Origin of the sequence: Brevibacillus migulae (assembly GCF_004521915.1) — a bacterium.
Classification (GTDB): domain Bacteria; phylum Bacillota; class Bacilli; order Brevibacillales; family Brevibacillaceae; genus Brevibacillus_F; species Brevibacillus_F migulae.
This window is the reverse complement of record NZ_SDKD01000034.1, coordinates 23,431-36,335: the sequence shown is the minus strand read 5'-3', so window position 1 is coordinate 36,335 and position 12,905 is coordinate 23,431. Positions and strand designations below refer to the sequence as shown.

At 43.0% G+C, this 12,905-nt stretch carries 15 protein-coding genes and 1 pseudogene; 9 read left to right on the top strand and 7 right to left on the bottom strand.

Features of this window, described 5'->3' with window-relative positions:
* Positions 1–248: 248 nt before the first annotated feature.
* Positions 249–472, bottom strand: a pseudogene (locus EIZ37_RS26485) (IS5/IS1182 family transposase); the annotation flags it as partial.
* A 130-nt stretch (positions 473–602) separates the two neighbouring features.
* A complete protein-coding gene (locus EIZ37_RS23985; RefSeq protein ID WP_134687290.1) occupies positions 603–1,034 on the bottom strand; it encodes an SMI1/KNR4 family protein in 432 nt (143 codons plus the stop codon).
* Between the two features lie 248 nt (positions 1,035–1,282).
* Here EIZ37_RS23985 and EIZ37_RS23980 point away from each other — a divergent pair, with 248 nt between their 5' ends.
* Positions 1,283–1,564 carry a hypothetical protein gene (locus EIZ37_RS23980; protein ID WP_134687289.1) on the top strand — a complete coding sequence of 94 codons (282 nt, stop codon included), beginning with the start codon at positions 1,283–1,285 and terminating at the stop codon, positions 1,562–1,564.
* Between the two features lie 362 nt (positions 1,565–1,926).
* Here EIZ37_RS23980 and EIZ37_RS23975 read toward each other — a convergent pair whose 3' ends face one another.
* The 4 genes from EIZ37_RS23975 to EIZ37_RS23955 all read right to left on the bottom strand — a co-directional run bounded on the left by EIZ37_RS23975 (position 1,927) and on the right by EIZ37_RS23955 (position 4,625).
* Complete coding sequence (locus EIZ37_RS23975) at positions 1,927–2,202, bottom strand: hypothetical protein (protein WP_134687288.1); 276 nt, start codon at positions 2,200–2,202, stop codon at positions 1,927–1,929.
* A 55-nt stretch (positions 2,203–2,257) separates the two neighbouring features.
* Positions 2,258–2,575: a hypothetical protein gene (locus tag EIZ37_RS23970; protein WP_134687287.1), complete on the bottom strand. Its 318-nt coding sequence runs from the start codon at positions 2,573–2,575 to the stop codon at positions 2,258–2,260.
* A 534-nt stretch (positions 2,576–3,109) separates the two neighbouring features.
* A complete protein-coding gene (locus EIZ37_RS23965) occupies positions 3,110–3,367 on the bottom strand; it encodes a hypothetical protein (protein ID WP_134687286.1) in 258 nt (85 codons plus the stop codon).
* Positions 3,368–4,319: 952 nt separating this feature from the next.
* Positions 4,320–4,625 (bottom strand): DUF962 domain-containing protein, encoded by a 306-nt coding sequence (locus tag EIZ37_RS23955; protein ID WP_134687285.1) that lies wholly within the window; start codon positions 4,623–4,625, stop codon positions 4,320–4,322.
* Between the two features lie 239 nt (positions 4,626–4,864).
* On the opposite strand from EIZ37_RS23955, the gene EIZ37_RS23950 reads away from it, so the two are divergent.
* From EIZ37_RS23950 to EIZ37_RS23935, 4 genes are all read left to right on the top strand, one after another.
* Entirely contained in the window at positions 4,865–5,944 is a 1,080-nt protein-coding gene (locus EIZ37_RS23950; RefSeq protein ID WP_134687284.1) for a hypothetical protein, read from the top strand.
* A 125-nt stretch (positions 5,945–6,069) separates the two neighbouring features.
* Complete coding sequence (locus EIZ37_RS23945; protein ID WP_134687283.1) at positions 6,070–6,288, top strand: WYL domain-containing protein; 219 nt, start codon at positions 6,070–6,072, stop codon at positions 6,286–6,288.
* Positions 6,289–6,290: 2 nt separating this feature from the next.
* Positions 6,291–6,524, top strand: coding sequence for a LexA family protein (locus EIZ37_RS23940; RefSeq protein WP_134687282.1), 234 nt, complete (start codon positions 6,291–6,293; stop codon positions 6,522–6,524).
* Positions 6,525–6,753: 229 nt separating this feature from the next.
* Positions 6,754–7,095, top strand: a complete 342-nt coding sequence (locus tag EIZ37_RS23935; protein WP_235828198.1) for a YolD-like family protein — start codon at positions 6,754–6,756, stop codon at positions 7,093–7,095.
* A gap of 540 nt (positions 7,096–7,635) precedes the next feature.
* Here EIZ37_RS23935 and EIZ37_RS23930 read toward each other — a convergent pair.
* Positions 7,636–8,502 (bottom strand): LysR family transcriptional regulator, encoded by an 867-nt coding sequence (locus EIZ37_RS23930; RefSeq protein ID WP_167569110.1) that lies wholly within the window; start codon positions 8,500–8,502, stop codon positions 7,636–7,638.
* 253 nt (positions 8,503–8,755) lie between these two features.
* Between EIZ37_RS23930 and EIZ37_RS23925 the strand changes: the two genes are divergently transcribed.
* The 4 genes from EIZ37_RS23925 (at position 8,756) to EIZ37_RS23910 (ending at position 12,870) form a co-directional block, all read left to right on the top strand.
* Positions 8,756–10,369: a peptide ABC transporter substrate-binding protein gene (locus EIZ37_RS23925; protein ID WP_134687292.1), complete on the top strand. Its 1,614-nt coding sequence runs from the start codon at positions 8,756–8,758 to the stop codon at positions 10,367–10,369.
* Between the two features lie 119 nt (positions 10,370–10,488).
* Positions 10,489–11,526 carry a hypothetical protein gene (locus tag EIZ37_RS23920; RefSeq protein WP_134687280.1) on the top strand — a complete coding sequence of 346 codons (1,038 nt, stop codon included), beginning with the start codon at positions 10,489–10,491 and terminating at the stop codon, positions 11,524–11,526.
* Between the two features lie 67 nt (positions 11,527–11,593).
* Positions 11,594–11,842 carry a MerR family transcriptional regulator gene (locus tag EIZ37_RS23915; RefSeq protein WP_134687279.1) on the top strand — a complete coding sequence of 83 codons (249 nt, stop codon included), beginning with the start codon at positions 11,594–11,596 and terminating at the stop codon, positions 11,840–11,842.
* 290 nt (positions 11,843–12,132) lie between these two features.
* Positions 12,133–12,870: an MBL fold metallo-hydrolase gene (locus EIZ37_RS23910; RefSeq protein ID WP_134687278.1), complete on the top strand. Its 738-nt coding sequence runs from the start codon at positions 12,133–12,135 to the stop codon at positions 12,868–12,870.
* Positions 12,871–12,905: the final 35 nt, after the last annotated feature.

Genomic DNA, 12,905 nt, shown 5'->3' with positions numbered 1-12,905 from the left:
ACCGGCGCTCGTGGGTCAAATTAATTCCGGCGTTGACATCTACTAATGGACCATATCAGTAATACATGTAAAATAGCTACTCCAACCATTGAGACTAATCCAATTATCTGAGTTACTTTGCTTTTAAAGACGGAGCCTAATAGCCAGAATATAAACCCGATTATCATTGGGAACACCAAAGTCTCCATAATTTTTCTCCTAAAAAAAATTAGCCCCTAAAACGCGGGAGCTTGCGATCTCTTTCATTGTTTACGCATGGAACGAATAACCAAATAATATTGGATTAATGCAATTTTGACTAAGACAACTGGGTCAACGATTATCATGACAGTAGTAATCTGTCACTAAGTCATAGATGAATGAAAAGTCGATCGCATTTTCGAACGTGATGATCTTTTGGAACCAGTACCAGTTCATCTAATGAAAAGGCGGCTATTTGATAGCGTCCTTCGGCTTGCTTTTTGTAAAGCAAATGGACCTCAAAAGTAATTATTGGAAATAAGTACTATATACAACATAAAAGCCTGTAGACTTTGTCTCTGACGGAACTTTGTCTACAGGCTGAGACCTTCCGTCTTAGAAGGTCTTCTTTTATACTCATTTTAAACTTTTATTGTTCCGTCGTTCCACCATTCAATGAATTTCTTTAAAGAGGGAGCAACCCATGTGCGACTATCGTCTTCGTGATTCCATACATAAATATCATCTCGTTGAATGGAACCATTGATAATTGCATATCCAAACAAATCACCGTTACCCGCATCTGCTACGAATAAGAGGCAATCTAAAGGCATGTACAAATCCCTAAATTCTTCTTTTCTTAGTTCTTTATTTTCCCCGATAATTCTACCTGCTGACCAAACGAGGTCACATCCAAATTCATCTCTCACACCATCTGTTTCTTCCAACAGACTCAGCAGTTCATTCGGTAGCTCAATGTTGAATACTGTCTGTATTTCTTCAATTTTGGTTGATTGAGCAGGTTCATTAAACTCACAGTTTTCCAAGATATTTTCCAAATGTTTTTTCCACATATCCCTTATCAGTCCTTACCATTAGACTAACTTGTGAGGATTGGTCAAAATTGGGTATAATCCCCAATCAAAGATTATCATATTTATCTTTTACTGAGAATCACGAAGTTTACACAATAGCTCACATCTACAAAAAAATAAAGTATTGGAAGTATGATATGAATCTGACGGTAGGGCATTACGTTAACGGGCAGCATAGTTGAAAGGCATTTGGAGTTTTTTAGGAAAATTAAAGGAGGTGATAAATAATGCGAATCGGAAATGAAGTAATCACTTGGGGTAACTTTCATTGGGTTGGATTATTCATGTGGATACTTGTTTTCATTTCGTTCCTTTGTTTAGCTCTTGGCATTTATAGAAAATCTGGATGGCTAATGTTCTTCAGTACTTTAACTGTGTTTCCGATGGCATTTTATTTGTTTGGGGCGGAAAACTGGATTAAATTAGCGATATTGGTTCCTATTGTTGAGGTGGTTATAGCTTTTGTTTTTTGGCTTAGACCAAACCCAAATAAAGGGATTGAATCGTGATTGTCAATGTATTTCACTAACGGAGAACTTTAGTAGGATTACCAAAGGAGCAGATTGCTGTGGCAGCTGCCCTTTTTCGTGTACGCCCAGCATGGACGTCATCTCTAGGGTAAGAGTCCAAAAACGGGGCAGGCGAACACCTACCGTATTATCCAAGAGCAAGGGTGCTTTTTTCGTTGTTAATAATACATGGAACTGCATTACAGGACCCTACAGCCTGTTTAATCCCCAATTCCTCGAGTTGTTTGGGAAGGTAACTTGCTTCATCCAAGATGACAAGGTAGCAAACTGATTTAATCATGTAATTACGCTCTTTTTCACACTCGTATCACAAAAAGGATTGGGACAAAAAAAGATTTTCCTTACTCGGGTTTACTCCCATTTTCTTGCAAACGTTTTATACCGTCAACAGACTCCAATTTCTGATAGATCCGGTATAAGATTTCAATGATTTCTGCAAAACCAAACATGGTAAGGGAAGCAATAACTGAGTAGAAGATGGTGGATAAAAACGGAAGAAACCGATCTTCAAAATCATCACTCCAAATAAATAAGCCGGCAGTAACACCTACAAAAATAATTACTGATGCAAGTGCTCGAATCCATCGGGCGTAAATATTTGTATATCTTTTATACAATACTCCCACCTCCATGACATGGAACTTTGGAACAAGGCATCCCTTCTACAAGTTTTCACTCAAAATTAAATTCAAAGTCGAAGTCAAAATTCATTTTAGATACGCGATTCAGTTTTTTGTTTTTTTCGTCATATTCCAGTACAAGAATTTTTGTGTATGAGGAGTCATCCTGATTAACAATTGCGAATCGATTCTTATCTAGCTGGATGAGTGCTCTTTTATTAAGTTCTGTCACATCAATTTCACTAGGATGTTCCGGTATGTGTATATTAGGAATTTCTAAAGAAGGGGCTGGTTTTATCGCAATCACGAATAAACAAATCAATATGCCAAGTAGTATATTTTTTATAGTTAACTTCGATTTAATCAACATATTGCGAAAATCTCCTTTTATTTGCATTTTTAATCAACATCACGTCAATAAACCATAGGGTTGGTTCTTTACAAGTAGTTCAGGGAAAGGAGAGGCATTACTAACGTTGGAAAATTTTCGTGATGTCGAAATCAAAAATAGACGTAACTATTTCCATGGAAAAGAAAAAAGCTCTTTGACCGATCTTTATCATCGGTAGTAAAAATAAGGAATCACTTACCCACTTCTTTTTTTAAAAAATGGGTTTAATTCCGAAATGCCAAATAAGAAAAACCATAATACCAATGACAATTAAGGGAAGTATTTTGGCAAAACTCATCACGAAAAACTCCTTAAAGAGATTGATGCAAACCTTATCATTTCTTGAACAAACCAATTGCTAAAAGTGCGACCAACGCAACGATTACGATTATGCCTCCAATCAAAAGTAGTCCTGGAATACCGAAGCTGGACATTGTAAACATCTCCGATCAATTAATTTCATTTTGTTGTTAATTGGTAAAATGCTCATCCCCCTTTGGTAAAATGATAAAATTACAAATCACCCTTACTAAAAAATTTGAAGGCGTAAAAACTGCCAACACTTAAAAAGATCCCACCAGCCAAACGATAAGCATCAATATAAGATTGTTTGATGATGTTAAAGCTTTCTGAATCCATTTGGCCATACATTTCTTCGCGAAGATATTCGGAGGCTGCATCTGATCCAAGTGCGGGGCTATTCATTAGAAGATAGAACCCAATCGCACAGAAAAAAATTGAGACTACCTTAAGACAGCTTAATTTACTCAATATACTCATTCTTTGTCGTAAGTTATCAAAAATATTATCTATTTTCTTGCGTAATTTCAGACCAAGATATGCAATACCAAAAAAGATATCAAACTATTTTTCTTTCTCAGCATCTTCTGGAGTCATAAACGATTGTAGAGGATCGTCCTTAACACGCCCGGATGTCATATCGTCGTAAGGGGTAAAATTTGTCCTTCTCGGTAACCGATTATTATTGATTGATGCAAAGATCCACCATAGTAAGCAAGCTAAGAAAACGAAGGTAATTACAGTGACAATTACACTCAGTTTAATCACCGCTTTCTGCACCTAAGGCTACATGAGTGAAATGAAGTTACTTTCGCTCGAAAAGCTTGGAAAGATCTTCTTTTCAGTTAATTGTGGCTTGCAAATTCTGAAATGGCTTAATGTTCAGTAGAGCTAGTGTAAGAAAGCGAAGTTTATGGATGTTAGAAGAATACCAACAAACAATAAGAGCCAACCAATTACATAGGTTAGGTAGGTTAAGCTTTTCCACACTCCGTATACAGAAGCTTTTTTTAAACTAACACGGCTCCACAGAATCATCCAGAACCCAACCAACGACTCATCGAAATGAAAGACAGGTAAAGCGATGTAAATTAAGATACCTGTTAAAAAACCTATCAGCACTAACTTTAAGGAGACAGTCATCACTACTTACCTTTCTGGGTAAAAAAATGTGATTCCGTATATCAATTTTCACGAACGGCATGGATAATGCGTTAAAAAATGGAAAAATTTACAATATGTAATGTAGCACAAGGCAACCGTTTCACACAACAATTTTCATTGAGTAAGGTCCTTAGGGAACGACGAGCGCCAGATAAGATACGCAATGGAAAAGGGGAAAGAAAGGGCCATGCCTTCAGTGTGATTACGTGCCGCAAAAGTCATTCACCACAACTACAGCCAGCGAACTTTTTGGGGGGGCTTAGGGAAGCACTTTTCTTCCGGAGATGATTTCAAAGGTCTTAAGAAAGAACCCTAGGAAACCAGCGTAAAAACCAACGAAAGGGTATTTGAATGATGCCGGTTTGTTTCTTTCAAAAATGAAATGACCGACCCATGCCAATGTGTAGTGGAGGATTGCCAGGCAAATGGTCATTTTCCTATCAAAGAACAAAGATATCCAGGCAAGAAAGGCGAAGAGGAAGGCGAAATAATGCAAAATCTGATTCCACTTGTTTTGATGTGCATTTTGATAGTCATTCAGATCCTTTTTTATCCTGTTAAACATGCTCATCACCTGGATGGAATTTTTGGATTCAATAAACAACTTAATACAACACAATCTATGCAAAACGGGTGCTAATCTATAGTTGGAAAGAATTTTAAATCAATCGGAAAACACTCCTTTCCTGTTACTGACGCACTGGGAGTGGAGTTGGTTACATGGGAAAAAGGCAATAAATATTGTAAAAATCAAACCACAAATGTAAAATATGGAAATGATCTGATAGTTAGGGGAGGAGTACCATGTTATCAATCATGGAAAAGCATCCATCGGGGTTTCGCGCCCTGCTAGCATCCTTGGTCTTTTTTACGCTGTTCACAATGTTGGTTCCAAGTTTAGCTTTTGCTGAAGAGGTAAGTGTTCCAGTCGAATTGAAAGTAACCCCTGTGAAAAAGCAGTATTATCCCAGCGAAGAAATCCAAATAGAAGCGGTGACGAAAAAACAAGGGAAAACCTTTGAGGCGTCGTTAGCGATTGTATTTGAAGGGGAAGATGGAGAAGAAAAACATCCGATTACACTTGAAACCGCAAAAAAAGGAATGAATTATGTATCAAAAGCTGTTTTTATACCAGAAGACTTCGACATCAGCATTCATCATGTATCTATCCAATACAACATTGTAATGAAAGATAACGACAAGGTGTGGGCAGGGAATGCAGAAAAGCGCATTCGCGTAGATAACTTGCCTCCCGTGACGCCGACTGTAGAATCGGAATTCTCAATCTATCCGGAGAAATCCTTAAAGGTTGACCAAAAAATGAAGTTTACTGTGCATACACCTTATATGGGGACAGTGGAAAAGGCAGCGGAATTCAAGTTCCTTTCCCTGAATTCAGTCGATGTAACACAAAAAGTACAAAAGATTAAAACAACCTATGACCGAAAGAAAAATATGTATATGACAACGGGCTACTTTACACCAAAAATTGAAGGTGAATACACTCCCTATTTCGTTATGCTTATGCGAGATAAGGAGACGGGGGAAATCATCGAAGCTACTGGATATATTACATTCTCGGTTGCAGCGGATCCGCAGATTCAAGCATCGATCAGTCCGCAAAAAGCAACTGTCCGGCTAGGAGATACGATCTATTTACTCTTAACCTACAAAGGAACAGGCATAAAATCTGATCAGTTTACGAGAAGCTACAACCAGGAAGTGACGGAAATCAGCAATGAGTACAACGAAAAGGAAGGAACCCACAGCGTATTGATCAAGTTCAAACCGGACAAGAAGAAAACGTATCCGTTCGAGGCAAAAGTCAAAAATCCCGAGACAGGTGCGGAAGCCATTGCGAAAACGTCCATTACGGTAAGGTGAATTTAGGGGAAATCAAGACGAATCACTACGGTCTCCACAAAAAGTGGGGATCTTTTTTTGTTTGCATGTTCCCATATTGTTCGCATATAATAAGAACAAACGTTCGATATCGTGGAGGGAAAAACATGATCAAACAGCTTCATAAATACATGGCTGCCGCTCAACCAGTGGAATTGATCTATCTGGATCGATACGGACAGACAAGTCAACGAATGGTCAGGCTATTGGAGATGAAAAATGATCATGTAAAAGCATACTGCATGACGAGACGCGCACCCCGATACTTCGTCATAGAAAATATTCTGGCGATCAATCCGGTTACACATACTTCGAAGGGAGCCTAAAAATGGACCCTCGGCTAGAAATACAAAAGGCAGTTCTCCAAGCGATCATGGATTACACCGCCAAACATAAAAACTCGCCGACAATAAGCGAACTATGCGAAATGGTTGGGATCAAATCGGCGATTGACATGCAAGAGCATCTCCACCGCTTGAACATTCATGGACTGATTGCTTGGGGACCTGCGCTTCCCCGCACCATCAGAGTAGCGGAAAACGGTGAGGACTATGGGGAGTAGAGGGAGTTGTCTGTGTCTGCAAAGAGAGACAGTGCTGACAGTAACCAGGAGAACACTTCAGGTGAATGTAAGCCACATTCATTAAAAAATCCATATCGTAGCGGATGTTTTAGTTCTGAAATAAATTAGGTGATTTCAGTGTGGTTTCACAAAAATACTTCGGGGTGGAGCGCGGAGGACTAGAAAGAATGGTTATACGAGCTGCAGAGGAAAGGAAGGAATCACTGTCATGACGGAAATGGAAGATAACAACATCTCTGCAAACCGATATGTTTTGACCGAACAACAGGAGCTGTATCTTCAACCAAAGAAAGCCCCGATGCTCGTAAAGGAACCAATCGTGGCGGAATATGATCGTGCCTCGTTCCACTATCTGATTAAAGATTCTGCCAGAAATGACTATGCCGTCACGATTTCCTGGTGGCAATCCGTCAACGGCAATCTTGGTTCGACGTACAGCATGTGGGGGATGATCCAGTGGATCGATAAAGACGAAGGCAGACTTAAGCTGGTAAATGACGAAAATGTTCAATGGATTGAACTGAAGCAAATCATTGATATGAAAGCATAACGGTTTCGATCGAATCAAAAGGGTCGTTTTTTGAAGCCTAACAAAATCAACAGAGACGTTAACCAATCGAGAGTCCGATGTGTTTGTGCACACTCGCTGCAATAGATCTGATAATCATACCGTGTGATCAGATGCTCCGGTGGCTGGACCATGGTGCCGCATTGGGCGCAAGGGTATGGAGTTTGAGAGATATTCGATGATTTGCTCATATGAGATACAGCTCCTTGGATGGAGAAAGTTAGGGGAAGCAAAATGGCACAAATCAGTTGAAGGATCACGCTCGTTGCTTTCAGTATCCATAATCAATAGGGACTAAAAAGGGAGTTTTGACCTGATACAAAAAAGGGTTATGGGTTGATGCAAAAGAGAGTGATCTGATCAAACCAAGCCGATGAACCAATGGAAAAAGCCATTCCCCACAAAACTCTTCGTACTTGTTTCATTTGTTTCCTCCTTTCGATCTGTATTTCATGCCTACATTTTTCAAACAAACGTTACCAGTGAAACCAGCAGAGCAAGTAAGGTTATGAAAGCGACTCACTACTTTTTCATCCCTACAGGAAGCTGCTGAATCCATTCCTCCACCATGGGCTGCCACAGCACATGAATCTCCCGTTCAAGATCAACCGCATGCAGCGCCTTCACCACAATATGCGGATGCGCCGCAATACTGTCTGCCACCATTTTCGGCACGATCGAGACACCAAGCCCGCTCTCGACAAAGGTAAGAATCGATTCATTAAACTCCAGATCAATAAAGGAAGATACCTTCACATTCATCTCATGACACACCCGCAAAAAAGAGGACCGGATATCGCATGGGCTTTTATACAAGACCATCGGATGCTGGACCAGCTCCGCAAGTGTCACTCTTTCCTGAGAAGCAAGGGGATGGTTCGCAGGCACGATCGCTTGATAAGTCTCCCGAAACAGCATGGATGATGCGAGACCCTCCTCCTGCACGTAATCCTGCACGAGTATCAAGTCCGCCTCATCTTCCTTCAGCAGCCTCACCAATTCATGGGTCGTATCCTTGACAATCAGTTGGATTTTCTTTGCACGCAGCTCGCTATGACTGCGCAGCACCATCGGCATATAGTGCGTGGCGAGGCTGGGGAGGGCGCCGATGCGGATTGCGCGTTGGCTGGCGATCTCTTGGGTTTCTATAAAAATATCGTCCAGTGTCTTCAGGACGAGGGTCAATTGATCGTACAAGAATTGTCCGGCTTCCGTGATTTTGATTCCGTTCGTATGGCGGATAAAGAGACTGACGGCCAGCTCCTTCTCCAATAACGATAATTGCTTTGTCAAAGCAGGCTGGGTGATAAACAGTTCCTTCGCCGCCTTGTTCAGACTCCCGTTTTCTGCCGTTTTCATGAAATACTTCAATTGCTGTAGGCTGGGCACGGTACACAATCTCCTTACACCTGTCGTTATCCTCCCATCATAATCGATAATCGCAAAAATTCCCTTTTGATTGATAATTTTGAATACCGCACCGGTTAAACGCTTCTTACTTTTGGCTATACCGCTATTCATTTCAGAGATTACCTTATCCGCTCCTCCTTTTGCTATCGTTTACCTACACCTATTCGAGTGAATTCGACATGAGTGGAAGAAAGAGAAACGAAGGAGGAACAACATCGTGTTCAAAAAAAGTATGTTTGCAACCATCAGCTCAATCGTCTTGGCCGGAGTGGCGCTGGCGGGTTGCGGAAATCCGTCGGACAAGCCAGCAGCTTCCACAGATTCAGCAACTGCTACCGCAGGTCAAGAGCAAGTCTTCCGTCTCAATATGCACAGCGAGCCCCCGACGGCGGACCCGACGATTGCGGAGGATACGGTATCGGGTGCAATAGCGCGGGCCACTTTTGACGGGCTGACCCGGACAAACGAAGAGGGAAAACCAGAGCCTTCTGTCGCGGAAAAGATCGATGTCTCGCCAGATCAGCTCACCTATACCTTCCATTTGCGGGAGTCGAAGTGGAGCAATGGCGACCCAGTCACTGCCCAAGATTTTGAGTATGCCTGGAAGCGACTGCTGGATCCGAAGACGGCAGCTCCCTATGCGTACCAAGCTTTCTACATCAAAAATGCGGAGGCGTACAACAAAGGGACGGCCAAAGCGGAAGACGTGGGTGTAAAAGCGATCGATGCGAAGACGCTAGAAGTCAAGCTTGAGAATCCAACGCCGTTTTTCCTCGAATTGACTTCTTTTTATACCTTTTATCCGATCAACCAAAAGGTACTCGAGGCCAATCCAACATGGGCGAAGGAAGCCGCAACCCACGTAGGAAATGGTCCCTTTAAAATGACCGCCTGGGAGCACAAAAGCAAAGTGGTTCTGGAGAAAAACGATCTGTACTGGGACAAGGACAAGGTGAAGCTGGATCGCATCGAGTTTTCCATGGTGGAGGACAACAATACATCCCTGTCGATGTATGAAAACGGTGAATTGGATTGGGCAGGGGCACCGCTGGATACATTGCCGACAGATGCGATTCCCAGTCTGAAAGACGCAGGCACCTTGGTCACCCAACCGATCGCGGGCACCTACTTCTATATTTTCAATACGGAGCAATTTCCGTTTACCAACGCAAAAATCCGCAAAGCCTTTACCTACGCGCTGAACCGCCAAACCATTGTGGATAATATTGTCCAGACTGGTCAAATTCCTGCGCTGGGTTTCATCCCGCCTTCCATGTCTGTCAGCTCGAAATCGCACTTTGCCGACAACGATCTGGAAAAAGCGAAGCAATTGCTGAAGGAAGGGATGCAAGAGCTGAATATCACGGAGCTGCCGTCGATCACGCTGACCTATAATACCTCGGAGGCCCACAAAAAAGTGGCAGAAGCGGCTCAGGACCAATGGAAACAAGCATTTGGCATCGACGTGAAATTGGTGAACAAAGAGTGGAAGGTATACCTGGAGGACAAATCCCAAGGGAATTACATGATCGGACGGATGGGCTGGCTAGGCGACTTTAACGATCCGATCAACTTCCTAGAGATCTTCAAAGAAAAAAGCGGCGGAAACAACGATCCGAGATGGGAGAATCCGCAGTATAAAGAGCTGCTCAATCAATCGGCGATCGAAGCGGATCCGGAAAAACGAAAACAAATCCTCGCCCAGGCGGAAGAGATTTTGATGGATGAAATGCCGATCGCACCGATCTATTACTATACCAATGCCTATGTAAAAGACGAGCGTGTCAAAGGTGTCGTTTTGGATGGTCTCGGGTTTGTGGATTGGAAATGGGCATCGATGGAGTAAGGAAGGCCGCGAGGAGCAGAGTAGATCTGTTCCTCGCTTTACATGATGGCGCGAAAGACAGAGCTTGGTCGCATTTGTTCTTAGCGTCGACCGAAATCATGGGGAAGAGGACCGAAGCTATGCGTCAAATGCTGATCGATTTCCTAAACAAGCAGCACAGGATCTTGATTGATACAAGAGACATGGAGACTTACATCAAAATGAAAGCAGGCAGTGAATATGGCGGGTGGGCTATTTTCGCGCAGGAAATCAAAAAGCTTGAATCGGAGGGGATGCTTCGTCCCGTCATCTCACGAAAACTTTTATGCAACGAAACGAGAATATATCGTTGTTACCGGATGATCCGGAGTCATCCGGAATTGATGAATGCTTCTTCTACCATGATGGAGTATGCCCAATTGCCGGATTCGTGGCATCCCAAAATGGCGAAGGAGTACTACCAAAATCATCTGGAAGAAGTAAGGCGCGATTGGAAACTGATCGAGCCAATCGACCGCTTTTTCAAAGAGCTGCAAGAGAAGAAAGAGGGCATGAAGGCAAGGATCCCTCATCGATCCTATCAATTGTTCCGAGATCAGGAATTGCTTGGGAAACCAAGGATGCAGCTGATTTTACGAAAGCTGAACCTTACCTATGAGGATCTGGGTTGTACCGTTGCTTCTGACCCGTTTGTGTACCATGTGATCAAGGTGCAAGAAAAGAACAGCGTGCTGATCGTAGATGACAAGCACACGTTTCTGTATGTACGTTCTGCTTTTGAAAGGAATGATCTACATGGTTTGCCCGAGATTAACCTTTTGATCCTTTTCGAAGAGCATAATCGTACAACCAGTCTATCATATTTTCAAGATCTGGCCGCTTTTCACGGGAAGGAGGCGGAGTTTTGGTACTTCAGCGACATTGAACCACGGAAGATCGTGGAATGGAAAAAGCTGCATGACCATTATCAGGATTATCAGATTCGACCCTATCTCCCGTTCTATGAAAGGCTTCTCAATCAATACTTATTTACTGCCCCCCCATTGAAGCGAAAAAGCATCGAAAGTGCGGAAATGCGGGAAGCACTGGCTCTTTTTCCACGGACGTTTCAAGAGAAAATCCGTCTCCTTTTTCAGGCAAAAAGATACATTCCTCAGGCAGCGTTTACCTTGGAGTAATTCTCCGGTCGTTACTTAGCCCCGCTTTCATCATTCGGTGAATCATCAAGAAAAGGAGGGAATGACGTTGTTGGCATTTACAATCGATGTCAATGCGAGAGTCCTTTCAAGCAGTGAACTGATTACCTACTTGGGGTGGTCCCGCCGTACGCTGTATCGGCAAATACAAGCCGGACTGCCCTTTCTTGATTCAGGGTACAGGTATGTTTTTGAGATCGGCCAGGTAAACGAGTGGCTGAAAGCTCGCAATCAAAAATGGAGAAGAAGAAAGCCTTTAATCGTTTTGCGGTTCAATCAAGCCCTGGAAAACGAGTGACGGCAGCGTGCAGGCATAGTGGATACGACGACGCGGTTTCTCTTATGGAGAAAGCGCGCTTTTCGTATGGGCATGACCATGGAAGAAAAGGGAGAATCTTGCTATGATGATGGGATAACAAGGAGTGGAGTGAACATTGAAATGATAGCGAAGATCTAGGAATAACCTGGAAAACAAGGGGACCTTTGAGGTGAGTTTCCGTTCCATTCCTTCCTGGCAATTGGCATGGCGCGGATTGGAAGACCATCAAGGGTCGCAAAATCATGAATCGCCTAAGTGGAGGAACAAGTATGAAAAATGTCCATCTGCTCAATATCGAATTTGACTATAACGGCCAAAAGCAGATCATCACGCCCGTCGTCCTGCAAGACGAGCACGATACCATTCTCGTCGACTGCGGCTACCCGGATTTTATCGGACTTCTACGGGAAGCGATGAAGCAGCATCACATCGATCTCGCTTCGCTCACAAAATGTATCGTCACCCATCATGATATGGACCATATGGGTTCGCTCGCCGCATTGAAACGGATGTATTCCCACATCGAAGTGGTCGCCCACGAAATAGAAGCCCCCTACATCTCCGGCGAGAAAAAGTCTTTACGGCTGGAACAAGCAGAGGCCTCACTCGATATGCTGCCAGCTGAAGCAAAGCCACATGCCGAACAATTCATCCGTTTCCTGCAATCAATCGAGCCAGCGCAGGTCGACCGGACAGTGACCCATCAGGAGCATCTCCCATGGTGCGGCGGCATCGAGATTGTGCATACACCCGGTCATATGCCCGGACATATTTCCTTGTATCTGCCAGCCAGCAAAACGCTCATCGCCGCTGATGCCGTCGTGATCGAGCAAGGAAAGCTGGAGATCGCCAATCCCCAGTACGCTTTGGACCTGGAGGAAGCGATCCGCTCTGTTGAACGATTGCTGGACTATGATATCGAGCATCTGATTTGTTACCATGGTGGCTTGTTCGCTGGTGATAGTAAAAAAGGCCTTCGACAACTTATTCAAGCATATACTTCGTAAAAATGGTATATTCACAGATAATTTAGAGAATAGTG

Excerpts from the sequence above, each read along its gene's own strand:
- EIZ37_RS23955 (WP_134687285.1), bottom strand. The coding sequence starts at position 4,625 with ATGTTTAACAGGATAAAAAAGGATCTGAATGACTATCAAAATGCACAT.
- EIZ37_RS23970 (WP_134687287.1), bottom strand. The coding sequence starts at position 2,575 with ATGTTGATTAAATCGAAGTTAACTATAAAAAATATACTACTTGGCATA.
- EIZ37_RS23980 (WP_134687289.1), top strand. The coding sequence starts at position 1,283 with ATGCGAATCGGAAATGAAGTAATCACTTGGGGTAACTTTCATTGGGTT.
- EIZ37_RS23940 (WP_134687282.1), top strand. The coding sequence starts at position 6,291 with ATGGACCCTCGGCTAGAAATACAAAAGGCAGTTCTCCAAGCGATCATG.
- EIZ37_RS23985 (WP_134687290.1), bottom strand. The coding sequence starts at position 1,034 with ATGTGGAAAAAACATTTGGAAAATATCTTGGAAAACTGTGAGTTTAAT.
- EIZ37_RS23945 (WP_134687283.1), top strand. The coding sequence starts at position 6,070 with ATGATCAAACAGCTTCATAAATACATGGCTGCCGCTCAACCAGTGGAA.
- EIZ37_RS23910 (WP_134687278.1), top strand. The coding sequence starts at position 12,133 with ATGAAAAATGTCCATCTGCTCAATATCGAATTTGACTATAACGGCCAA.
- EIZ37_RS23920 (WP_134687280.1), top strand. The coding sequence starts at position 10,489 with ATGCGTCAAATGCTGATCGATTTCCTAAACAAGCAGCACAGGATCTTG.
- EIZ37_RS23935 (WP_235828198.1), top strand. The coding sequence starts at position 6,754 with ATGACGGAAATGGAAGATAACAACATCTCTGCAAACCGATATGTTTTG.
- EIZ37_RS23950 (WP_134687284.1), top strand. The coding sequence starts at position 4,865 with ATGTTATCAATCATGGAAAAGCATCCATCGGGGTTTCGCGCCCTGCTA.
- EIZ37_RS23925 (WP_134687292.1), top strand. The coding sequence starts at position 8,756 with ATGTTTGCAACCATCAGCTCAATCGTCTTGGCCGGAGTGGCGCTGGCG.